This window comes from Enterobacter sp. MGH 37 (assembly GCF_000534515.1).
Lineage (GTDB): Bacteria > Pseudomonadota > Gammaproteobacteria > Enterobacterales > Enterobacteriaceae > Enterobacter > Enterobacter kobei.
The window spans coordinates 439,832-461,328 of record NZ_KI973206.1; the positions used below are offsets into that span (position 1 = coordinate 439,832).

The 21,497-nt window shown below is 57.0% G+C and carries 21 protein-coding genes; 10 read left to right on the forward strand and 11 right to left on the reverse strand.

All coding sequences use genetic code 11. The features are described 5' to 3' along the window. The first annotated feature begins 135 nt into the window (after positions 1–135). From qseB to lysM, 5 genes are all read left to right on the forward strand, one after another. The gene (gene qseB / locus L383_RS09065; protein ID WP_014885245.1) at positions 136–795 is read left to right on the forward strand and encodes a quorum sensing response regulator transcription factor QseB; all 660 of its coding nucleotides are present in this window, start codon (positions 136–138) and stop codon (positions 793–795) included. Continuing rightward, entirely contained in the window at positions 792–2,129 is a 1,338-nt protein-coding gene (gene qseC, locus L383_RS09060) for a quorum sensing histidine kinase QseC (RefSeq protein WP_014885246.1), read from the forward strand. The genes qseB and qseC overlap by 4 nt, the downstream gene beginning before the upstream one ends. Positions 2,130–2,234: 105 nt before the next feature. Further along, positions 2,235–2,816, forward strand: coding sequence for an NAD(P)H-dependent oxidoreductase (locus L383_RS09055; protein WP_023331311.1), 582 nt, complete (start codon positions 2,235–2,237; stop codon positions 2,814–2,816). A 31-nt stretch (positions 2,817–2,847) separates the two neighbouring features. Then, positions 2,848–3,162, forward strand: coding sequence for a putative quinol monooxygenase (locus L383_RS09050; RefSeq protein WP_008502984.1), 315 nt, complete (start codon positions 2,848–2,850; stop codon positions 3,160–3,162). A gap of 151 nt (positions 3,163–3,313) precedes the next feature. Further along, complete coding sequence (gene lysM, locus L383_RS09045) at positions 3,314–3,754, forward strand: peptidoglycan-binding protein LysM (RefSeq protein WP_014885249.1); 441 nt, start codon at positions 3,314–3,316, stop codon at positions 3,752–3,754. Between the two features lie 30 nt (positions 3,755–3,784). On the opposite strand, the gene L383_RS09040 is transcribed toward lysM, so the two are convergent. From L383_RS09040 to L383_RS09020, 5 genes are read right to left on the reverse strand one after another with little or no spacing between them, the layout of a single operon-like run. Then, positions 3,785–4,660, reverse strand: a complete 876-nt coding sequence (locus L383_RS09040; RefSeq protein WP_014885250.1) for a MurR/RpiR family transcriptional regulator — start codon at positions 4,658–4,660, stop codon at positions 3,785–3,787. After that, on the reverse strand, positions 4,657–5,607 hold the full coding sequence (locus L383_RS09035) for an iron-siderophore ABC transporter substrate-binding protein (RefSeq protein ID WP_023331312.1): 951 nt from the start codon (positions 5,605–5,607) through the stop codon (positions 4,657–4,659). The genes L383_RS09040 and L383_RS09035 overlap by 4 nt, the downstream gene beginning before the upstream one ends. A 9-nt stretch (positions 5,608–5,616) precedes the next feature. Beyond that, positions 5,617–6,657 (reverse strand): FecCD family ABC transporter permease, encoded by a 1,041-nt coding sequence (locus L383_RS09030; RefSeq protein WP_023331313.1) that lies wholly within the window; start codon positions 6,655–6,657, stop codon positions 5,617–5,619. Further along, positions 6,654–7,637 carry a FecCD family ABC transporter permease gene (locus L383_RS09025; RefSeq protein ID WP_023331314.1) on the reverse strand — a complete coding sequence of 328 codons (984 nt, stop codon included), beginning with the start codon at positions 7,635–7,637 and terminating at the stop codon, positions 6,654–6,656. The genes L383_RS09030 and L383_RS09025 overlap by 4 nt, the downstream gene beginning before the upstream one ends. Beyond that, positions 7,634–8,446 carry an ABC transporter ATP-binding protein gene (locus L383_RS09020; RefSeq protein ID WP_023331315.1) on the reverse strand — a complete coding sequence of 271 codons (813 nt, stop codon included), beginning with the start codon at positions 8,444–8,446 and terminating at the stop codon, positions 7,634–7,636. Before L383_RS09020 ends, L383_RS09025 begins: the two co-directional genes overlap by 4 nt. Positions 8,447–8,831: 385 nt before the next feature. Between L383_RS09020 and L383_RS09015 the strand changes: the two genes are divergently transcribed. Next, on the forward strand, positions 8,832–10,973 hold the full coding sequence (locus tag L383_RS09015; RefSeq protein ID WP_023331316.1) for a TonB-dependent siderophore receptor: 2,142 nt from the start codon (positions 8,832–8,834) through the stop codon (positions 10,971–10,973). Positions 10,974–11,056: 83 nt separating this feature from the next. On the opposite strand, the gene parE is transcribed toward L383_RS09015, so the two are convergent. The 5 genes from parE to nudF are packed head-to-tail and all read right to left on the reverse strand — an operon-like array spanning position 11,057 to position 15,465. After that, entirely contained in the window at positions 11,057–12,949 is a 1,893-nt protein-coding gene (gene parE, locus L383_RS09010) for a DNA topoisomerase IV subunit B (RefSeq protein WP_014885256.1), read from the reverse strand. 28 nt (positions 12,950–12,977) lie between these two features. Then, complete coding sequence (gene yqiA, locus L383_RS09005) at positions 12,978–13,559, reverse strand: esterase YqiA (RefSeq protein WP_023331317.1); 582 nt, start codon at positions 13,557–13,559, stop codon at positions 12,978–12,980. Further along, on the reverse strand, positions 13,559–14,386 hold the full coding sequence (gene cpdA, locus L383_RS09000) for a 3',5'-cyclic-AMP phosphodiesterase (protein WP_023331318.1): 828 nt from the start codon (positions 14,384–14,386) through the stop codon (positions 13,559–13,561). Before cpdA ends, yqiA begins: the two co-directional genes overlap by 1 nt. Before the next feature lie 27 nt (positions 14,387–14,413). Beyond that, positions 14,414–14,836, reverse strand: a complete 423-nt coding sequence (locus tag L383_RS08995; protein ID WP_003862516.1) for a DUF1249 family protein — start codon at positions 14,834–14,836, stop codon at positions 14,414–14,416. Then, positions 14,833–15,465, reverse strand: coding sequence for an ADP-ribose diphosphatase (gene nudF, locus L383_RS08990; protein ID WP_008502974.1), 633 nt, complete (start codon positions 15,463–15,465; stop codon positions 14,833–14,835). Before nudF ends, L383_RS08995 begins: the two co-directional genes overlap by 4 nt. Positions 15,466–15,663: 198 nt before the next feature. On the opposite strand from nudF, the gene tolC reads away from it, so the two are divergent. The 4 genes from tolC (at position 15,664) to L383_RS08970 (ending at position 20,472) form a co-directional block, all read left to right on the forward strand. Continuing rightward, complete coding sequence (tolC, locus tag L383_RS08985) at positions 15,664–17,148, forward strand: outer membrane channel protein TolC (RefSeq protein ID WP_094166514.1); 1,485 nt, start codon at positions 15,664–15,666, stop codon at positions 17,146–17,148. A gap of 193 nt (positions 17,149–17,341) precedes the next feature. Continuing rightward, on the forward strand, positions 17,342–18,007 hold the full coding sequence (locus L383_RS08980) for a DUF1190 family protein (protein WP_014885260.1): 666 nt from the start codon (positions 17,342–17,344) through the stop codon (positions 18,005–18,007). Between the two features lie 2 nt (positions 18,008–18,009). Then, positions 18,010–19,170 (forward strand): glutathionylspermidine synthase family protein, encoded by a 1,161-nt coding sequence (locus L383_RS08975; RefSeq protein WP_023331320.1) that lies wholly within the window; start codon positions 18,010–18,012, stop codon positions 19,168–19,170. A 144-nt stretch (positions 19,171–19,314) separates the two neighbouring features. Continuing rightward, positions 19,315–20,472: a DDE-type integrase/transposase/recombinase gene (locus L383_RS08970; protein WP_023330980.1), complete on the forward strand. Its 1,158-nt coding sequence runs from the start codon at positions 19,315–19,317 to the stop codon at positions 20,470–20,472. Positions 20,473–20,546: 74 nt separating this feature from the next. On the opposite strand, the gene ygiD is transcribed toward L383_RS08970, so the two are convergent. Then, a complete protein-coding gene (ygiD, locus tag L383_RS08965) occupies positions 20,547–21,335 on the reverse strand; it encodes a 4,5-DOPA-extradiol-dioxygenase (protein ID WP_014885262.1) in 789 nt (262 codons plus the stop codon). Between the last annotated feature and the right edge of the window lie 162 nt (positions 21,336–21,497).

The window sequence follows — 21,497 nt, forward strand, 5'->3', positions numbered from 1 at the left end:
ATCTCTCCCTTTAATGTCGTTTCGCAGTCCATTAAACAGGGTAATCCTTAACAACTTCTTAAGGGGAAAATTTATTTATTTTTACTGTACACCAGCCGCTTAGAGAGGGTTTACTGGCGGCATCAAGGAGGGAACATGCGCATTTTACTGGTAGAAGATGACAAGCTCATCGGCGATGGCATCAAAGCGGGCTTAAGCAAACTGGGCTTTAGCGTTGACTGGTTTACTGAGGGGAAAACCGGGCAGGCCGCGCTCGCTTCCGCGCCCTATGATGCCGTGGTGCTGGACCTGACGCTGCCGGAAATTGACGGTCTGGACATTCTGCGCGCCTGGCGTGAAGGCGGACACAGCGAGCCGGTACTGATCCTGACGGCGCGGGATGCGCTGAACCAGCGTGTTGAAGGGCTGCGCCTCGGGGCGGACGATTATCTCTGTAAGCCTTTTGCCCTGATCGAAGTGGCTGCCCGCCTTGAAGCGCTGGTGCGCCGCAGCCACGGCCAGACGCGCAGCGAACTGCGCCACGGCAAGGTCACGCTCGATCCAGCGAGCCTTATCGCCACGCTGGATGGCGAAACGTTAACGCTTAAGCCTAAAGAGTTCGCGCTGCTGGAGCTGTTAATGCGTAACGCAGGCCGGGTACTGCCGCGCAAGCTGATCGAGGAAAAACTCTACACCTGGGACGATGACGTCTCCAGCAATGCCGTCGAAGTCCATGTTCATCATTTACGCCGCAAGCTCGGAAGCGACTTTATCCGCACCGTACACGGCATCGGTTATACCCTGGGTGACGCATGAAATTGAGCCTGAAGCTGCGCCTGACGCTGCTGTTTTTAGTCCTCTCTCTGACGGCATGGTTCGCCGCCAGCCTGGTGGCCTGGCAGCAGACCACCCACAAGCTGGATAAGCTGTTCGATACGCAGCAGATGCTGTTTGCCAAACGACTGCTGACGATGGAACTGGACGAGCTTCATGCGCCAGCGCGCATGCGAGAGGTGCCGAAAAAAGCCAAACACGGGCATCTTGACGACGACGCGCTGGCCTTTGCGATTTACGCTTCAGACGGCACGATGATCCTGAACGACGGCGAAAACGGCCGCGATATCCCGTATCACTATCGCCGTGACGGCTTTGACGACGGACGGCTTCAGGACGATAACGACGAATGGCGCTTTTTATGGCTGACCTCGCCAGACGGGAAATACCGCGTGGTGGTCGGCCAGGAGTGGGAGTACCGGCAGGATATGGCGCTCGACGTCGTCAGCTCACAGCTGACGCCTTGGCTGGTGGCGCTGCCGGTAATGCTGCTGTTGCTTATTGTCCTGCTGAGTCGGGAACTGAAACCGCTGAAAAAGCTGGCACAGACCCTGCGCGCGCGCTCGCCGGATGCCACCGATGCCCTGCCCACCCAGGGCGTACCGGCGGAAGTGCGCCCCCTGCTCGACTCGCTGAATCATCTCTTTGCGCGTACCCAGGAGATGATGACCCGCGAGCGCCGCTTTACCTCCGATGCCGCCCATGAATTACGCAGCCCGCTGGCGGCGCTGAAGGTGCAAACCGACGTGGCGCAGCTCTCTCAGGACGATCCGCAGGCGCAGGAAAAAGCGCTGACGCAGCTGCACGCGGGCATCGATCGCGCGTCCCGCCTGGTGGATCAGCTCCTCACGCTGTCGCGTCTGGACTCGCTGGACAGCCTGGACGGTGTAGAACAGATAGCGATGGCCGATTTGCTGCAGTCCGCGGTAATGGATATCTACCCTCCGGCGCAGCAGGCGGGCATTGATATTCGTCTGAACATTAACGCGCCAGAGGTGACGCGCACGGGTCAGCAACTGCTCCTGAGCCTTCTGGTACGTAACCTGCTGGATAACGCCACCCGTTACAGTCCGCGCGGCAGCGTGGTGGATGTGACGCTGGATGCGCGTCGCTTTACCGTGCGCGACAACGGCCCGGGTATTTCCCCCGATGCGCTGGCGCGTCTCGGCGAGCGGTTTTACCGTCCGCCAGGTCAGGATGCCACCGGAAGCGGGCTGGGGTTATCCATTGTGAAACGCATCGCCGCCCTGCACGGGATGCACGTCGCGCTGGGCAACGCCCCTGAAGGCGGCTTCGAAGTGAACGTCAGCTGGTAAAAGATTATTGCATTTAACGCAAAAGACTTTGCACATTTTGCTCATTTTTCCGCTCCGTCCTCGCGCGTAGAATACCCGGCATACTCTCAGTCACGAGGACAAATAATGAGCAACATTTTGATTATCAACGGCGCAAAAGAATTTGCGCACTCTAAAGGCCAACTGAATGACACCCTGACCGAGGTCGCGGATGGTTTCCTGCGCGACGCCGGGCATGATGTTAAGGTCGTGCGTGCGGACAGCGAGTATGACATGAAGGCGGAAGTGCAGAACTTCCTGTGGGCCGACGTGGTGATTTGGCAGATGCCGGGCTGGTGGATGGGCGCACCGTGGACGGTGAAAAAGTACATGGACGACGTCTTCACCGAAGGTCACGGTTCACTGTATGCCAGCGACGGCCGCACCCGTTCAGACGCGTCGAAAAAATACGGTTCCGGCGGTCTGATTCAGGGCAAAAAATATATGCTTTCCCTGACCTGGAACGCTCCTCTGGAAGCCTTCACCGAAAAAGATCAGTTCTTTGAAGGCGTGGGTGTCGACGGCGCGTATCTGCCGTTCCACAAGGCGAACCAGTTCCTGGGGATGGATCCGCTGCCGACCTTTATCGTCAACGACGTGATTAAAATGCCGGACGTCCCGAGCTATATCGCAGAATATCGCAAGCATCTCGCGAAAATTTTTGCTTAACTGGTAGCCTGGAATTAAAGGAGTAGTAACCATGCTTACAGTAATCGCAGAAATCCGTACTCGTCCAGGTCAACATCACCGTCAGGCGGTGCTGGATCAGTTCGCGAAAATTATCCCAACCGTACTGAAAGAAGAAGGCTGCCACGGCTACGCGCCGATGGTGGACGCCGCTACCGACGCAAGCTTCCAGGCCACCGCGCCAGACTCCATTATCATGGTTGAGCAGTGGGAAACCGTCGCCCATCTTGAAGCGCATTTGCAGACCGCACATATGAAAGCGTGGAGCGATGCGGTGAAAGGTGACGTGCTGGAGACCCACATCCGTATTCTGGAGCAAGGGGTTTAAGTTCGTGGAATTTGCCGGGTGGCACTGCGTTTACCCGGCCTACAAAACCTGAACCGTAGGCCCGGTAAGCGTTAGCGCCACCGGGCTTTTTTAGCACCTTAAACCTCAACTGCTATGCTTATTCTGACTTCATGATTAACAGGAGGATGGAATGGGTCTTTTTAACTTCGTAAAAGAAGCAGGCGAAAAGCTGTGGGATAACCTGACCGATCATAAAGGCCAGGGCGACAAAATCACCGAGCACCTCAAGAAACTCAACATTCCCGGTTCAGACAAAGTCCAGGTTAACGTTACCGACGGCAAAGCCAGCGTAACGGGCGACGGGCTGACCCAGGAGCAGAAAGAGAAAATCCAGGTCGCCGTCGGGAACATCGCGGGCGTCAGCGAGGTGGAGAACAATATCACCGCGACCGATGCCAAAGATGAAGCTACCTACTACACGGTAAAATCCGGCGATACCCTGAGCGCCATCTCCAAAACCGTGTACGGCGATGCCAACCAGTACAACAAGATTTTCGAGGCCAATCGCCCTATGCTCTCCAGCCCGGATAAAATCTACCCGGGCCAGACGCTGCGTATTCCTAAAGCGTGATCAACGAGTCGGGGTTACCCCCGACTGTTTTTAACCGCTTTTCTTCCCCGGCTTTAACCCACGATGCAACTCATTGATACGCTTCATCGACTTAATGGTGCGCTGCGGCTCGGTGGAGGCAACGGATAAAACAATCATCTCCAGACACAGCAGCACCGTGCCATGAAGCGGGATTTTACCCTTCTCTCCGCCACGCGGGACGTGGATCACCACGCTGGCCTCTTTACTGAATTGTGAGTCGGTGGCATTGGTCAGCAAAACGGTGGGGATCCCCAGGCGTTTCGCCTCGCGCAGCGTGGTTTGTCCTTCCCGATGCGCAGATTTTTGCGCCATCATGATCAGCACATCGCCGCGCTGGAGCCCAATCAACTGTTCCGCAAGCCCTATCCCGGTACGGTTGAGCGGCATGGCGGGGAGTCCCATCCGGCTGAACAATCTGGCGGTGTATTCGGCCAGAATCCCGGACGCGCCAATACCAAATAGGGCAACCTGCCTCGCCTGAGCCAGCAGTGAGACCGCCTGCGCCATCGCGAGGCGGTTGTGGGGTTCAGACAAGACGTTACAGGTATGCTGGTGCCCCTCCAGCACGAAATCAATGCTCGCATTGACGTCGCTGGTAAGCGTATTCACCGTGGTGGAGATCTTTTCGCTGGAGGTCACCACCGGACCAAACCACTGCTCCAGCGTCTGCTTGAGATCGCGCAATCCACCAAAACCGAGTGCCTGGATGGCGCGGACGACGGTAGCATCCGACGTTTTAAGCAGCGTCGCGATCTCCATCGCCGTCTGTTCCATCACCGCTTCACGATTTTCATTGATATAGCGCGCCACCAGCAGCAGCCGCGGCGTAAGCTGGTGCGCCCGCGAGCGGAGGCGGTCGCCGAAAACATCGACTTTTCGGCTCATCGTGACGCCTCCGGCAAAGGCCGTCCGGCAATCTGCGACTGCACCTGCGCGGCCATGAGCCCTAACGAGGCGAACGAGTTCGAGATGGCCTCTTCGCGCGAGATCAGTACATAGTGGCCGGTTCGGCAGGCATTCAGGAACTGACACCAGCCGGGCATGACCGCATCCATTGCTGCCAGCTCATCCTGCGGTTTGCCGCCTGTATCCCCGCGCCAGGTAGCGAAAACGAAATCAGCATCCAGCTCCGGCAGCCGTTCAGCACTGACGTCAATCCGTCCGCCCTCCGGGATGGACTCAATCAGCGGCGGGAAGGTAAACCCGGCATCACGCAGGACGCGCCCCAGCGAATGGTAGCTGTGCATGGCGTTGATTTTCCCCTGATTAGCCTGAATCACCGACACGGTGATTTTGCGTGTGTCGATAGTCGCCTTCAGCGCCTTGATTTGTTCCTGATAGCGGCGTTCAAGAACCTTGAGCCGCGCCTGCGTGCCCGTCAGCTGCGCCAGTTTGCGGTAGATCTCCGGCGCGCCGCCGTCGAGATGATCGATACTCACCGTCGGGGCTATCTTTTCCAGCTGCTCTACCGGCGTGTTGCGGGTCGGTTCGGTAATGATCAGGTCCGGTTTTGCCGCGGCGATGGCCTCCATGTCGATATCGGCAGTGCCGATAAACTTGATGTCGGAATTATCGAAGTCGACGCCGGTCAACATGCCGCTGGACCGCAGAAAGTGGCTACCGTCCGGTCGCGTGCGGCCATGGCTCGCCACGGGCGGTACGCCAAGCTCAATCAGTGGAATGGTGATATCCAGATCGTGTAACGAGACGATCCGTTTCGGATGTACCGGTACCACCACTTTCCGGTTCAGATCGTCCGTAAACGTCTGGGTCGGCTCGGCCGCACTCACCGCAAAGCCCACCAGCAACAGCATCGCAAACAGTACGCGCATCATAGTCTCCTAAAATCTGTCCCGACGCTGCCAGAGCAGCAGCAGGAAAAAGGGTCCACCAATCAGTGAAATCACAATGCCCGCAGGCAGCTGCAGCGGGAGGAATGCCAGCCGACCGACGTTATCCGCCAGCAGCACCAGCAGCGCCCCCAGCACCGCGCTTCCCGTCAGGAGCGCGCTTTGCCCGCCGCGCAGCAGCAGGCGCGCCATATGTGGCGCAATAAGCCCGACAAAACCAATACTGCCCACGCAGGAGACGCAGGCCGCCGTCAGTACCACCGGGGCGAGAACGCGCAGCAGCGCCAGTCGGTTCGTGCGCACCCCCAGCCCCGCCGCCGCGTGGTTGCCGAGCAGCGCCACGTCGGCAGCGCGGGCGGTTAATAAAAGTAGCGCAAATGCCGGAAGCGACCAGGCCGCCGCAATGCTGACCAGCGTCCAGTTTGCCGCGTGCAGGCTTCCCGCCAGCCATAGCATCGCCGTCTGCACGTCGCGCACGTCCGCCGTGGTCATAAAGACGCCCATTGCCGCGGCGAAGGCCCATGAAACGCCGATGCCGATCAGAATGAATCGTGGACGCGAAATATCACGCGCCAGGGCCACCACCAGCAGCGCAGTGAGTAGGCCTCCGGCTATGCCGACCAGCGGCCGCCAGCCTAGTCCCAGCGCCGGAAACTGAAAAATCAGCAGCAGTACCGCCGCGCTACAACCCTCTTTCACGCCGATAAGCCCCGGGTCCGCCAGGCCATTGCGGGTAATGGACTGCATTGCCGCGCCAGCCATGCCGAGCATCGCGCCGCACAGTACCGCCATCAGGAGGCGCGGCAGACGGATATCCATCACGATGTAGTGCGTCTCTGAGGTCAGGCTTTCGGGATAAAACAGCGCCCGCCCGATGGCGGATGCGGGAACGGGAAGCGAGCCGTGCGTCAGGCCAAATGCGGTAAGCAAGCAGGCCGCCAGCGTCAGGACGGCCAGGCACACCAGCGCTTTTGGACGAACCAGCGCCGAGAAAGCCCCCACGCGTAACGCGCGCAATCCAGCCCGGTTCATTTGAACATCCTTGCAGCCATGAAGATAAAGACGGGCGCGCCGACCAGGGCAGTCATGATGCCGGTTGCCAGCTCCCAGGGCGTAAACAGCGTGCGGGCAGCAATGTCCGCCAGCAGCAGAACCAGTGCCCCGCACAAGGCAGAGAGCGGCACCATCACGCGCAGATCGACCGACACCACACGGCGAATGAGCTGCGGCACCACAAGGCCGATAAAGCCAATCGGCCCGGCGAGGGAGACCGCCGCTCCGCAGAGCAGCGCGATAGAAAGCAGAGCGAGCAGGCGGGTTTTCAGCAGCGACACGCCCAGCCCCTGCGCCATCCTGTCGCCCATCGCCAGCATATTGAGCGAGGGCGATAACCCGAGCGCCAGCACAAACCCCATGGCCGCCACCCACAGGGCAGCGGCGATCGTTTCACCGCTAAGCCCTGCTAAATCTCCCGCCAGCCAGGTCCGCATGGCGAGCAGCGTCTGTTCATCCAGAATGAGCACCGTGGCGGTAATCGACGCGGCAAACGCCGACATCGCCACGCCGCACAGGGTCACCTTCATCGGCATAAGTCCTGCGCGGCCGGACGAGGAGAACATCAGTACCAGCAGAAACAGCGCAGCGGCGCCAGCGGCGGCAATCAGCGGGCGTCCAAACGGCAGCGTTAGCCCAAGCGCGCTCGTCAGTACCACCGCCAGTGCCGCCCCGGCATTGAGCCCCAGAATATGCGGTTCGCCGAGCGGGTTGCGGATCACGGATTGCAGCAGCACGCCCGCGACGCCGAGGGCAGCACCTGTCACCATCGCGCCGCAGAGACGCAGCAGCCGCAGTTTGATAATGATGTTATGGTCGAAATTGCGCGGGTCGAAATGGAAGAAGGCCTCCACCACCGTCTTCGGGGCGATAAAACGCGCACCGATACCCAGATGCGCAATCGCGCCCATCGCCAGCAGCAAGGTGAAAAGCAGGAAAGCCAGAGAGGTGCGCATCATGGCTGTTCCGTGACCTGGCGGAACGGCATAAAGAACGGTTTGCCGGTCAGCGGATTGATGGACATATGCACGTCGACATCAAATACCGCTTTAATCAACGCCGGCGTGCAGACGTCGCCCTCATGTAATACGCCCTCCACTTTTCCCTGGCGTAAAAAGACCAGTGAATCACCATAATTCACGGCGAAGTTAAGATCGTGCAGCACCACTACCACGGTACGTCCATGCGCGCGGGTCAGCGTATGCAGCAGCTCCAGGATCTCCACCTGGTAACGGAGATCGAGGAAGGTTGTCGGTTCATCCAGCAGGATATACGGCGTCTGCTGCGCCAGCGCCATGGCGATCCAGCAGCGCTGACGCTGGCCGCCGGACAGGCTTTCGACGGGCATATGGGCAAACTCCGCCGTGCCGGTCAGGCGCAGCGCCTCTTCCACCGCCCGCTCATCTTCGTCGCTCCACTGGCGCATAAAATTCTGCCACGGGAAACGCCCGCGCGAGACCAGCTCGAAAACGGTTAACCCTTCCGGCAGCAGCGGCGACTGCGGCAGGATGCCAAGCTGGCGGGCGACCGCTTTCGTCGGCTGCGCGTGGATTGCCTTGCCGTCGAGAACGGCCGCGCCGCCCAGCGGCTGGAGTAAGCGCGCAATCGTACTCAGCAGCGTCGATTTTCCGCAGCCGTTCGCGCCCACCAGAACGGTTATTTTCTGCTGCGGGATCGCAAGGGAGATATCATCAACGATGATTTTTTTCTGGTAACCGGCAGAAAGATTCTCCAGAACCAGTCCCGGTTTTTGGGTGTTGTGAGCCACGTGAATGCCAACGTAATGAAAAACAGCAATAAATATAAATAAAAATCATTCTCTTTTGAGAAGTTTGCCGCCGCGTCATGTAGTAGTCAAGTGAATAAATACCCTTGAAAAACCAGGGGTAACGGGGCATTTACACGCGACACAAAACACAAATAAGTATCTATTTTTCAATCAATTAAATGGTTAACCTTTTGTATTTCCGTCACGTTTCGCCTGTGTAGCCAATTTTTACCTTTTTTCATTTACTACTACATGCCTGCATGATTGAATGATTCTCAATTACATGTTCGATGCCGGTTCTGGCTAACGAGCAGACCATTAAGGGCAATGACTCACACATTCTTCCGTGAAGGTGATTCACGGATATTTCGGGATAACAGATGTAATGGCTACGTTCACACCTTCACTCTCTGGGGTAAAAGGGCGCGCGCTCTTTTCTCTGCTGTTTATCGCACCGCTGGTACAGGCCGCAGACGCTAATACGGCTAAAGACGGCGAAACGCTTACCGTTATCGCCGATCCCACTGCCGTGGCGGAGGCCACCAACGGCTACCAGCCGCTGAACACCTCCACCGCGACGCTGACCACCATGCCCATGCTGGATATCCCGCAGGTGGTGAATACCGTCAGCGATAAAGTGCTTGCCGATCAGCACGCTACCACGCTCGATGAAGCGCTGTATAACGTCAGCAACGTGGTTCAGACCAACACCCTGGGCGGTACGCAGGATGCCTTTGTGCGCCGTGGATTTGGCGCGAACCGTGACGGCTCGATCATGACCAACGGTCTGCGTACCGTCCTGCCGCGTAGCTTCAACGCCGCTACCGAACGCGTGGAGGTGCTGAAAGGCCCGGCCTCAACGCTTTATGGCATTCTCGATCCGGGCGGCCTGATTAATGTCGTCACTAAACGCCCGGAGAAAACCTTCGGCGGCGCAATTTCTGCCACCTCCTCCAGCTTTGGCGGCGGCACCGGACAGGTTGACGTGACCGGCCCGATTGACGGGACCCGTCTGGCGTACCGCCTGACAGGGGAGTATCAGGACGAGGACTACTGGCGCAATTTCGGTAACGAACGCAGCACCTTTATCGCCCCCTCCCTGACCTGGTTTGGCGATGATGCCACGGTGACCGTGCTCTATTCCCACCGTGACTATAAAACGCCGTTCGATCGCGGCACGATCTTCGACCTCAACACCAAACAGCCGGTGAACGTCGATCGCAATACCCGTTTTGACGAGCCGTTTAACATCACTGACGGGCAGTCCGATCTCGCTCAGCTTAACGCGGAATACCGCCTTAATAGCCAGTGGACCGCGAAGTTCGACTACAGCTACAGCCAGGATAAATACAGTGATAACCAGGCCCGCGTAATGGCCTACGATGCCAAAACCGGTAACCTCACCCGTCGCGTGGATGCGACCCAGGGCTCAACCCAGCGCATGCACAGCACCCGCGCGGATTTGCAGGGCAACGTGGATATCGCGGGCTTTTACAATGAGATCCTGACCGGCGTGTCGTATGAAAATTACGATCTGCTGCGTACGGACATGATGCGCTGTAAGAACGTCAAAGGATTCAATATTTACCATCCGGTTTACGGCAAACTCGACAAGTGTACAACCGTCTCCGCCGCTGACAGCGACCAGACGCTGAAGCAGGAGAGTTACTCTGCCTACGCGCAGGATGCCCTGTACCTGACCGATAAATGGATCGCCGTCGCCGGGATGCGCTATCAGTATTACACCCAGTACGCCGGTAAAGGCCGTCCTTTCAACGTTAACACCGACAGTCGCGACGAACAGTGGACGCCAAAGCTGGGGCTGGTTTACAAACTCACGCCGTCCGTTTCGCTGTTTGCTAACTACTCCCAGACGTTTATGCCGCAGTCGTCCATTGCGAGCTATATTGGCGACCTGCCGCCGGAAACGTCGAATGCCTACGAAGTGGGCGCAAAGTTCGACCTTTTCGACGGGGTTACTGCCAACATCGCGCTGTTTGATATTCACAAACGCAACGTGCTGTATACCGAAAGCATCGGGGACGAAACCATCGCCAAAACCGCGGGCCGCGTGCGTTCTCAGGGCGTAGAGGTGGATCTCGCCGGGTCGCTGACGGAGAACACCAACATTATCGCCAGCTACGGCTATACCGACGCGAAAGTGCTGGAAAACCCGGACTATGCGGGTAAACCGCTGCCAAACGTACCGCGCCATACCGGTTCCCTGTTCCTGACCTACGATATTCATAATGCGTTTGCCGGGAATACGCTGACCCTCGGCGGCGGCGGACATGGCGTGAGCCGTCGCTCAGCGACCAACGGTGCGGATTATTATCTGCCGGGCTATTTCGTGGCGGATGCGTTTGCGGCGTACAAGATGAAGCTGCAGTATCCGGTGACGCTGCAGGTCAACGTGAAGAACCTGTTTGATAAGACCTACTACACGTCATCTATCGCGACCAATAATCTGGGCAACCAAATCGGCGATCCGCGTGAAGTACAGTTTACGGTGAAGATGGAGTTTTGATGTAAAAAAGCCCGGTGGCGCTCACGCTTACCGGGCCTACGATCCATTCCCTCTCCCTGTGGTAGAGGGTTAGGGTTAGGGCATCAGGCCTCAATATCCGCCATATCACCCTTCTCCTGCAGCCAGTTACGTCGGTCTTCCGAACGTTTCTTGGCAAGGAGCATATCCATCATGGCATTCGTTTGCTGTTCGTCTTCGTCGCTGATGGTCAGCTGCACCAGACGGCGCGTATTCGGATCCAGCGTCGTTTCACGCAACTGCATCGGGTTCATCTCACCCAGCCCTTTAAAGCGCTGGACGTTAGGCTTGCCCTTCTTACGCTTCAGCTGCTCCAGCACGCCCGCCTTCTCTTCTTCCGTCAGCGCGTAATAAACCTCTTTGCCGAGGTCGATACGGTACAGCGGCGGCAGCGCGACGTGGACGTGACCGTTTTTCACCAGCGTGCGGAAGTGCTTCACGAAAAGCGCGCACAGCAGCGTGGCAATGTGCAGACCATCGGAGTCCGCATCCGCGAGGATACAGATCTTGCCGTAACGCAGCTGGCTCAGATCGTCGCTGTCAGGATCGATACCGATCGCTACGGAAATATCATGCACTTCCTGCGAAGCCAGCACTTCATCTGAAGAGACTTCCCAGGTGTTCAGGATCTTACCCTTAAGCGGCATGATCGCCTGATATTCACGATCGCGCGCCTGCTTGGCCGACCCGCCCGCCGAGTCCCCTTCCACGAGGAACAGCTCGGTACGGTTGAGGTCCTGTGCGGTACAGTCCGCCAGCTTGCCCGGCAGCGCAGGGCCGCTGGTCAGCTTTTTACGTACCACTTTCTTCGCCGCACGCAGACGGCGCTGGGCGCTGGAAATCGCCATTTCAGCCAGCATCTCTGCCGCCTGAACGTTCTGGTTCAGCCACAGGGTAAAGGCATCTTTCACCACGCCGGAGACGAACGCCGCACACTGACGTGACGACAGACGCTCTTTGGTCTGGCCGGCAAACTGCGGATCCTGCATCTTCACGGAGAGCACGTAGGCGCAGCGATCCCAGATATCTTCCGCCGACAGCTTCACGCCGCGCGGCAGAATGTTGCGGTATTCGCAGAACTCGCGCATCGCATCCAGCAGGCCCTGACGCAGGCCGTTGACGTGCGTACCGCCAAGCATGGTTGGAATCAGGTTGACGTAGCTTTCCGTCAGCAGCTCGCCGCCTTCCGGCAGCCACAGCAGCGCCCAGTCCACCGCTTCGGTGTCACCGCTAAAGTTACCGACGAACGGTTTTTCCGGCAGCGTCGGCAGGCCGTTTACCGCTTCGCACAGATAGTCATTAAGACCATCGGCGTAGCACCAGGTCTGCTCGGTGTTGTTGACGTGATCGGTAAAGGTGATTTCTACGCCCGGACACAGCACCGCTTTCGCTTTCAGCAGGTGCGTCAGGCGAGAAACGGAAAAACGCGGGCTGTCGAAGAAGCTTTCGTCTGGCCAGAAGTGGACGCTGGTACCGGTGTTGCGTTTGCCGCACGTGCCGACAACCTGCAAATCCTGCACCTTTTCGCCGTTTTCAAACGCGATGTTATAGACCTGACCGTCGCGACGGACGTTCACTTCCACCCGTTTGGACAGGGCGTTAACCACGGAGATCCCCACGCCGTGCAAACCGCCGGAGAACTGGTAGTTTTTGTTGGAGAACTTACCGCCCGCGTGCAGACGACACAGGATCAGCTCAACGGCAGGCACGCCCTCTTCCGGGTGGATGTCCACCGGCATGCCGCGCCCGTCGTCGATAACTTCCAGCGACTGATCGGCATGCAGGATGACGTCAACGCGTTTGGCATGGCCCGCCAGCGCTTCGTCCACACTGTTATCAATAACTTCCTGGCCCAGGTGGTTTGGGCGCGTTGTATCGGTGTACATCCCCGGGCGGCGGCGAACCGGCTCAAGCCCGGTGAGGACCTCAATGGCATCAGCGTTATAGGTTTGCGTCATGATTTAAACTAGCAATTCGCATTGATTGTCAGTGGCTGTGCAGTCCAAGAAAATCGACAATCTGGGTGAAATGATTCTCAAAGCCCGTGAAAGCATGGTTTCCGCCTTCTTCTATAGTCTGGCGGCAGGATGCGTAATACGCCACTGCCTGGCGGTAATCCAGCACTTCATCACCCGTCTGTTGCAGCAGCCAGATGAGATCCGGCGCTTCAAGCGGGTCGACCTGCATAACTTTGAGATCGTAAATATGGCGTGACTCTAGCACATATTGCTGCCCGGTGTAGGGGTTCTCGTTTTCACCAAGAAAGTCCCTCAGCAGCTCAAATGGCCGTACCGCCGGATTCACCACAACGGCCGGCAGCATAAAGCATTGCGAGAGCCAGGTGGCGTAGTACCCGCCCAGCGATGAGCCGACCACACCAAACGATTCACCGCCGTGTTCAAGCACGATGGATTCGAGCATTTCCGCCGCCTCCGCCGGATAAGGCGGCAGCTGCGGGATAATCATCTCAACATGAGGGTGATGCTCGCTCAGCCACTGGCGAAACTGTGTCGCTTTTGCGGAGCGCGGCGAGCTGTTGAATCCGTGCAGATAAAGGAGCGTAGACATCAATAGCCTTCTGAAGCGGTATCTGGTCGGAATTGCGCGCCTGCCAGACGGCAGACTTCCGTGGTCAGCGTGCCGTCGGCATGCAGTTCCAGCCAGCGCCAGCCTGGCGCGATAGTATCCAGCGTAAAGTTGGCACAGTGCGGTTTAAACTGCACGCAGGTCGACGGCGTCGCCAGCATGCGGCGCCCGTTCCAGTCGAGATCCTGTTCCTGATGAATGTGTCCGCACAGCAGATGTTTCACGCGGGGGAACTTCGTCAGCACGCGATCCAGCGCGGCGGAGTTACGCAGGCTGTGTTGATCGAGCCAGCTGCAGCCCGCCGGGAGCGGATGATGATGCAGCAACAGCAGGGTATGACGTTCAGGTTCGGCAGCCAGTTTGGTCTCCAGCCAGTCGAGTTGAAACTCGCTTAACTCACCGTGCGGGACGCCAAATACCTGGCTGTCCAGCAGCAGGATCTGCCAATTTTCACCCGCAAAAACACACTTCGCCGGAGAAATCCCTGCGTCCTGGAGCGAGCTGTACATCGCGGGCTGGAAATCGTGGTTTCCCGGCAGCCAGACGCAAGGCACGCTAAAGCTCGCGATGCCTTCAGCAAAATGCTGATAGGCCGCGGAGGATTGGTCCTGCGCCAGATCGCCTGTTGCAACTATCAGATCGCAGTCGCGATGTTCAGCGTGAATGGCGCTAAGTACTGCCTGATAGCTCTCCCAGGTATTCACCCCGAGCAGCGTCTCATGCTTTTCGGCAAAAAGGTGGGTATCGGTGATTTGTAATATCCTGACTGGCGCCCCACCAGCAACAGTCAGGTTCAACAGGCTTTCCAAATGGTGTCCTTAGGTAGGTTTATGACGCTAACAAACCGGAATCGCCATTGCTCCATGTGCTAAACAATATCTTAGCCAGTCGGCTAAAAACTGGTTAATTTGATGCTTTTCGTCGCGTTGATGCAACTTTTTATTCGGGTAATCATACCGCGCCTTGAAGCGAAAGATCTGCTGACTCGAACACACTTCAGCGACCATCGCATCATGATAGAGGCGCACCGTCATTGACGGCAGGCTCCAGTAGCTAATGCTGGGCGCCGTTTGTTCAATTTCGACCAGCGTAGTGTAGCGCGTTGATTCTGTTATCGTTAACCGATACTGCGCATTGCTCACCTGATAGCTTACCGTTTCGCCGGGTGCGTCATTTCTCGGCAGCAGGCGGCGCAATTGTGCGAAATTGGTTTCGCACAGGCGCATCATTTCTGGGAAGTCAGGTGTATAGCGCTTCATTTTTTCCACTCGTTTCGTAATGTCTGATAATGCAGTTGCAGCCATTGCAGGGCAATGACAGACGCTGCGTTGTCGATTTTCCCCTCTTCTACCCACTGATAAGCCTGTTCCCGGCTCACCACATGAACCCGAATATCTTCGTTTTCATCAGCCAGACCGTGGATCCCTTCCGCCGTCGTGGCGTCCACTTCGCCCACCATGATGGACAAGCGCTCGCTGGTGCCCCCTGGGCTCGCCAGATAACTCAACACCGGTTTTGTACGACCGACCACCAGCCCGGCCTCTTCCAGCGCCTCGCGGCGGGCGACGTCTTCAACCGTCTCGCCCTCTTCGATCATCCCGGCCACCATCTCCAGCAGCCACGGGCTCTCACTGACGTCATACGCGGCGATGCGGATCTGCTCCACCAGCACAACTTCGTCACGCACTGGGTCAAAGGGTAGCAAGACAGCCGCATGCCCGCGCTCAAAAATTTCGCGTCTGATTTCGCCGCTCATTTCACCGTTAAACAGGCGATGCCTGAAACGGTAAAGATCCATTGAAAAAAAACCGCTATAAAGCGTTTCTCGTGCAATAATTTCTACATCGTTTTTGGCGAATGTCACGGGCAACTTTTCTGGTTTTTGCATGAGTCGAGTCCTGGTAGCAATGGTGATGAAATTGTGAATTTCAAGGCTGTTTGGCTGCCGTTTGTAAGGCTATATGGTAGATTGGTGCAAATTACCGCCAGATGGCACGTAACGCCAACCTTTTGGTGTGGATGATTCTGTTAGAATCGGCAATTATTTTTTAATTAGATCAGCGCTAATACTGCTTCACAACAAGGAATGCAAATGAAGAAATTGCTCCCCATCCTTATCGGCCTGAGCCTGACGGGCTTCAGTGCAATGAGCCAGGCGGAAAACCTGTTACAGGTCTACCAGCAGGCACGTCTGGGCAACCCTGATTTACGTAAATCAGCGGCCGATCGTGATGCTGCGTTTGAAAAGATTAACGAAGCGCGTAGCCCACTGCTGCCGCAGTTAGGTTTAGGTGCAGATTATACCTACAGCAACGGTTTCCGCGACGCTAACGGCGTTAACTCCAATGCTACCAGCGCCTCACTGCAATTAACACAGACGCTGTTTGATATGTCCAAATGGCGTGCCCTGACCCTGCAGGAAAAGAGCGCGGGTATTCAGGACGTCACCTATCAGACCGATCAGCAGACGCTGATCCTGAACACGGCCACCGCGTATTTCAACGTGCTGAGCGCCATCGACGCGCTCTCCTACACTGAAGCGCAGAAACAGGCGATTTACCGTCAGTTGGATCAAACCACCCAGCGCTTCAACGTGGGTCTGGTGGCGATCACCGACGTACAAAACGCCCGTTCACAGTACGACACCGTGCTGGCTAACGAAGTGACCGCGCGTAATAACCTCGACAACGCGCTCGAAGCGCTGCGTCAGGTCACCGGCAACTACTATCCTGAGCTGGCCTCTCTGAACGTGGACAGCTTTAAGACGGATAAACCGCAGGCGGTTAACGCGCTGCTGAAAGAGGCGGAAAACCGCAACCTGAGCTTGCTGCAGGCGCGTCTGAGCCAGGATCTGGCCCGCGAGCAAATTCGTCAGGCGCAGGACGGTCACCTGCCAACCCTGAGCCTGAGCGCGTCAACCGGCGTCTCTGATACCAGCTACAGCGGCTCTAAAACCAATACGTCACAGTATGACGACAGCAATATGGGCCAGAACAAAGTGGGCCTGAGCTTCTCCCTGCCGCTGTACCAGGGTGGTCAGGTTAACTCGCAGGTGAAACAGGCGCAGTACAACTTTGTTGGCGCGAGCGAGCAGCTGGAAAGCGCGCACCGCAACGTGGTGCAGACCGTTCGCTCTTCCTTCAACAACGTGAACGCCTCTATCAGCAGCATCAACGCCTATAAACAGGCCGTGGTGTCTGCACAGAGCTCCCTGGACGCGATGGAAGCCGGTTACTCCGTGGGTACACGTACGATTGTTGACGTGCTCGACGCGACCACCACGTTGTACAACGCGAAACAGCAGCTCTCCAGCGCACGTTACCAGTACCTGATTAACCAGCTGAACATCAAACAGGCTCTGGGTACGCTGAACGAGCAGGATCTGCAGATGCTGAACAGCACGTTGGGCAAACCGGTTTCAACGTCGCCAGAAAGCGTCGCGCCGGAGAACCCGGATCAGGTTGCCGCCGTTGATAACTTCAACGCTAACGGTAGTGCCCCTGCCGCACAGCAAGCCGCCGCGCGTAGCACGGCCCCCGTAAGCAGCGGTTCTAACCCGTTCCGTCATTAAGCATTGCCCGATGGCGCTTCGCTTATCGGGCCTACTTAATCGTAGGCCGGGTAAGCGAAGCGCTACCCGGCGCAAAATACCCCCGAACGTAAGCCAACGTAAAGATCCCCCTGATTCCGCCCCTCTTCGCTTCATTTTCAACCACTCATCCTCTATCCTGAGCGTTATTACCACTGGGTCCTGGAAGACAAATATGAAACGGACAAAAACGATTAATCACGCGTCGTTCCGCAAAAGCTGGAATGCGCGCCACCTCACTCCTGTTGCGCTGGCGGTTACGGCTGTCTTTATGCTGGCAGGCTGTGAGAAAAACGACGAAACGGTTTCGCTGTATCAAAACGCAGATGACTGTTCCGCTGCAACCGGTCAGGCCGCAGAATGTAAGACGGCGTACACCAACGCGCTGAAAGAGGCGGAACGCACTGCGCCGAAGTATGCCTCACGTGAAGACTGTGTGGCGGAGTTTGGTGAAGGCCAGTGCCAGCAGACGCCAGCTCAGGCAGGTATGGCGCCGGAAAATCAGGCGCAGGCGCAGTCCAGCGGCAGCTTCTGGATGCCATTAATGGCAGGTTACATGATGGGCCGCCTGATGGGTGGCGGCGCGGGTTACCAGCAGCAGCCGCTGTTTAGCTCGAAAAACCCGGCCAGCCCGGCCTATGGTCAATATACCGATGCCAGCGGCAAAGGCTACGGCGCAGCAACCCCGGGCCGTACCGTGACCGTTCCGAAAACCGCAATGGCGCCGAAACCTGCGACCACCAACACCATCACTCGCGGTGGGTTTGGTGAGTCTGTGGCGAAACAGACCAGCATGCAGCGCAGTGCGTCAGGCACCTCTAGTCGCTCAATGGGCGGCTGATCATGGAACGAGTCAGTATTACCGAACGCCCGGACTGGCGCGAAAAAGCGACCGAGTACGGGTTTAACTTCCACACCATGTACGGGGAACCGTACTGGTGTGAAGATGCTTACTACAAGCTCACGCTCGCTCAGGTGGAAAAGCTTGAAGACGTGACCGCAGAACTGCACCAGATGTGCCTGAAAGTGGTGGAGAAAGTCATCGACAGCGACGAGCTGATGACCAAATTCCGCATTCCAAAGCACACCTGGAGCTTTGTCCGTCAGTCATGGAAAACGAATCAGCCTTCGCTCTACTCTCGCCTCGATCTGGCATGGGACGGCGTGGGCGAGCCTAAGCTTCTGGAAAACAACGCGGATACGCCAACCTCTCTGTACGAGGCGGCATTCTTCCAGTGGATTTGGCTGGAAGATCAGATGAACGCCGGAAACCTGCCGGAAGGCAGCGACCAGTTCAACAGCCTGCAGGAGAAGCTTATCGCGCGTTTCGCCGAGCTGCGCGAGCAGTTTGGCTTCAACCTGCTGCACCTCGCCTGCTGCCGCGACACGGAAGAAGACCGTGGAACGGTGCAGTATCTGCAGGACTGTGCCGCCGAAGCCGATGTGGCGACTGAATTCCTTTATATCGAAGATATCGGTTTGGGAGAAAAAGGTCAGTTTACGGATATGCAGGATCAGGTGATCAGCAACCTCTTCAAGCTCTATCCGTGGGAATACATGCTGCGCGAAATGTTCTCCACCAAGCTGGAAGATGCGGGCGTGCGCTGGCTGGAGCCGGCATGGAAAAGCATTATCTCTAACAAAGCTCTGCTGCCGATGCTGTGGGAAATGTTCCCGAACCACCCAAACCTGCTGCCAGCGTATTTTGCAGAAGATGATTTCCCGCCGATGGAGAAATACGTCGTTAAGCCGATTTTCTCCCGCGAAGGCGCGAACGTGTCGATTATCGAAAACGGCAAAACGGTGGAAGCGGTTGAAGGACCGTACGGCGAAGAAGGGATGATCGTCCAGGCATTCTATCAACTGCCGAAGTTTGGCGACAGCTATACGCTGATTGGCAGCTGGCTGATTAACGACCAGCCCGCCGGGATTGGCATTCGCGAAGATCGCGCGCTGATCACGCAGGATCTGTCACGGTTCTATCCGCATATTTTTGTAGAGTAAGATCTGCCGGGTGGCGGCTTCGCCTGACCCGGCCTACGGTTTTGTAGGCCCGGTAAGCGCAGGGTATGAACCGGAAACATGGGTAACACTTTAGACCGGATACATGGGTAACAGTTATAACTGGCATAGAAGAGGAGACTCGCTATGCCCTGGACTGAGACCCGACCTATGCAACGCCTTGATTTTATCCGTGCCAGCCATGCAGGTACGGACTCCTTCTCCGCGCTTTGCCGTCTTTTTGGCATCAGCCGTAAAACCGGCTATAAATGGCTTCAGCGTTTTGACCCTTCTGATCTGTCATCTCTCTCTGACCGGTCGCGCGCGCCACGCTCCCACTCCCGGACGGTTCCTGATGATATCGCCGGACACCTGACTGCCCTGCGTCAAAAACACCCTGACTGGGGGCCAAAAAAACTGCGGATGTGGTTGCTCAATCATCACGTCGATTTTACCGTACCTGCCGCCAGCACTATCGGCGATATCCTCAAGCGCGAAGGCCTGGTTCCGGATAAAAAACGAAAACGCAGAACACCAGGCAATCGCCAGCCCCTGACCATCATCAGTGAGAACAATCAGGTCTGGAGCGCTGATTTTAAAGGCAAGTTCAGGCTGCTCAGCAGAGAGTACTGCCATCCTTTCACCCTGACCGATAATCACAGCCGGTATCTGCTCAGCTGCCGGGGAACACACCGTGAGAGTGAACCCTTTGTCAGAGAGTGCCTGACGGATGCGTTCCTGGAATATGGTCTGCCGGAAGTGCTTAGAACCGATAACGGCCAGCCCTTCGCGGGAACAGGAATAGCCGGATTAAGTCGTCTTGCCGTCTGGCTAATCAAGCTGGGCATCAGGCCGGAGCGTATCAGAAAGGGGCATCCGGAAGAAAATGGCCGCCATGAGCGAATGCACCGCTCCCTGAAAAGTGCGGTGAAACAGGGCAACACCTTCATGACGATGGAAGAACAACAGCGGTGGTTCAGTGACTACCGGAAAGAATTTAACTACGAAAGGCCGCATGAAGCACTGGCGGGTGCAACGCCCGGAACGGTATGGCAACCCTCAAACCGACACTGGGATGGCCGTCTTCCTGAATATGCTTATCCGGAAGGAGGTACAGTCTACAGGGTGAAATCGAGGGGGACCCTCTATATGGGAAAAAAGGGTACGGTGTTCCTGAGTGAAGCACTGACTGGGGAGTACATCATGCTGGAAGAGCAAGATGATGGCCTTGAGGCCATCATCTTTAATGGAATAACACTTGCGTACTACGACCGAAAAACCCAGAGTGTGCTCCGGATAGACTAAAAGTGTTACCTATGTTCCCGGTCTGATCTGTCACCTATGTATCCGGTCATACAGTAGCGCCACCGGGCATGTTTTCACCCTACCTGCACCGACAGCATACTCAAACTACCCATCTCAATACCATCGACCGGGAGTGTCACCGGCTCCTGACCATCCCACGCGCCAAGAACGTACAGCAGCGGCAGGAAGTGTTCCGGCGTCGGGTTAGAGAGCGAACCGCCTTCGTGATCCAGATAGTTCACTAACGGGTGCTCTTCACCCGGCCCCTGCCAGGTCAGATTGGCTTTCACGTAATCGTTGAAAGCAGTAGCCCACGGGTACGGCGTATTTTCACCGTGCCAGCGTGCCGTGCGCAGGTTATGCACCACGTTGCCGCTCGCCACCAGCATGATGCCTTCGTCACGCAGCGTCGCCAGCTTACGCCCCATTTCCAGATGCCAGGCGGCCGGTTTGGTGCTGTCGATGCTGAGCTGCACCATCGGGATATCCGCATCAGGATACATTTTAATCAGCACGCCCCACGAGCCGTGGTCAAAACCCCAGGCCTCTTTATCCAGCGCTACAGGAACAGGCGCCAGCAGTTCGACCAGACGTTCTGCCAGTGCAGGCGAGCCCGGTGCCGGATAGTGCGTGTCATAAAGGGCCTGCGGGAAGCCGCCAAAATCATGTATGGTTTTTGGCGTTTCCATGGCGGTCACGCCCGTTCCCCGGGTGAACCAGTGTGCAGATACCACCACAATCGCTTTCGGCCGCGGCAACGTCTCCCCCAGCTGACGCCAGGCGCGGGTATAGACGTTGTCTTCGAGAACATTCATTGGGCTTCCGTGGCCTATAAACAGGGCGGGCATACGGGAAGAAGTCATGATGATATCCTTACAGAAGGTGTTAATTTAATGGTGCTACATTACGCGCAATCTGGCGCAGATGAACGCAGATAAGCATGAAGATCATCATCAGGAAATTTGAACATCCGAAACAACATAAGAAAAAATGAATGTCAGTGATGAGATTGAACCTGATTCAGC

Coding starts and splice junctions, on each gene's coding strand:
- L383_RS08980 (WP_014885260.1), top strand. CDS start 17,342: ATGAAACGGACAAAAACGATTAATCACGCGTCGTTCCGCAAAAGCTGG.
- L383_RS09050 (WP_008502984.1), top strand. CDS start 2,848: ATGCTTACAGTAATCGCAGAAATCCGTACTCGTCCAGGTCAACATCAC.
- L383_RS09055 (WP_023331311.1), top strand. CDS start 2,235: ATGAGCAACATTTTGATTATCAACGGCGCAAAAGAATTTGCGCACTCT.
- L383_RS08975 (WP_023331320.1), top strand. CDS start 18,010: ATGGAACGAGTCAGTATTACCGAACGCCCGGACTGGCGCGAAAAAGCG.
- L383_RS09035 (WP_023331312.1), bottom strand. CDS start 5,607: ATGCGCGTACTGTTTGCGATGCTGTTGCTGGTGGGCTTTGCGGTGAGT.
- parE (WP_014885256.1), bottom strand. CDS start 12,949: ATGACGCAAACCTATAACGCTGATGCCATTGAGGTCCTCACCGGGCTT.
- tolC (WP_094166514.1), top strand. CDS start 15,664: ATGCAAATGAAGAAATTGCTCCCCATCCTTATCGGCCTGAGCCTGACG.
- L383_RS09015 (WP_023331316.1), top strand. CDS start 8,832: ATGGCTACGTTCACACCTTCACTCTCTGGGGTAAAAGGGCGCGCGCTC.
- L383_RS09030 (WP_023331313.1), bottom strand. CDS start 6,657: ATGAACCGGGCTGGATTGCGCGCGTTACGCGTGGGGGCTTTCTCGGCG.
- nudF (WP_008502974.1), bottom strand. CDS start 15,465: ATGCAAAAACCAGAAAAGTTGCCCGTGACATTCGCCAAAAACGATGTA.
- qseC (WP_014885246.1), top strand. CDS start 792: ATGAAATTGAGCCTGAAGCTGCGCCTGACGCTGCTGTTTTTAGTCCTC.
- L383_RS08970 (WP_023330980.1), top strand. CDS start 19,315: ATGCCCTGGACTGAGACCCGACCTATGCAACGCCTTGATTTTATCCGT.
- qseB (WP_014885245.1), top strand. CDS start 136: ATGCGCATTTTACTGGTAGAAGATGACAAGCTCATCGGCGATGGCATC.
- lysM (WP_014885249.1), top strand. CDS start 3,314: ATGGGTCTTTTTAACTTCGTAAAAGAAGCAGGCGAAAAGCTGTGGGAT.
- L383_RS08995 (WP_003862516.1), bottom strand. CDS start 14,836: ATGAAGCGCTATACACCTGACTTCCCAGAAATGATGCGCCTGTGCGAA.
- ygiD (WP_014885262.1), bottom strand. CDS start 21,335: ATGACTTCTTCCCGTATGCCCGCCCTGTTTATAGGCCACGGAAGCCCA.
- yqiA (WP_023331317.1), bottom strand. CDS start 13,559: ATGTCTACGCTCCTTTATCTGCACGGATTCAACAGCTCGCCGCGCTCC.
- L383_RS09025 (WP_023331314.1), bottom strand. CDS start 7,637: ATGATGCGCACCTCTCTGGCTTTCCTGCTTTTCACCTTGCTGCTGGCG.
- L383_RS09040 (WP_014885250.1), bottom strand. CDS start 4,660: ATGAGCCGAAAAGTCGATGTTTTCGGCGACCGCCTCCGCTCGCGGGCG.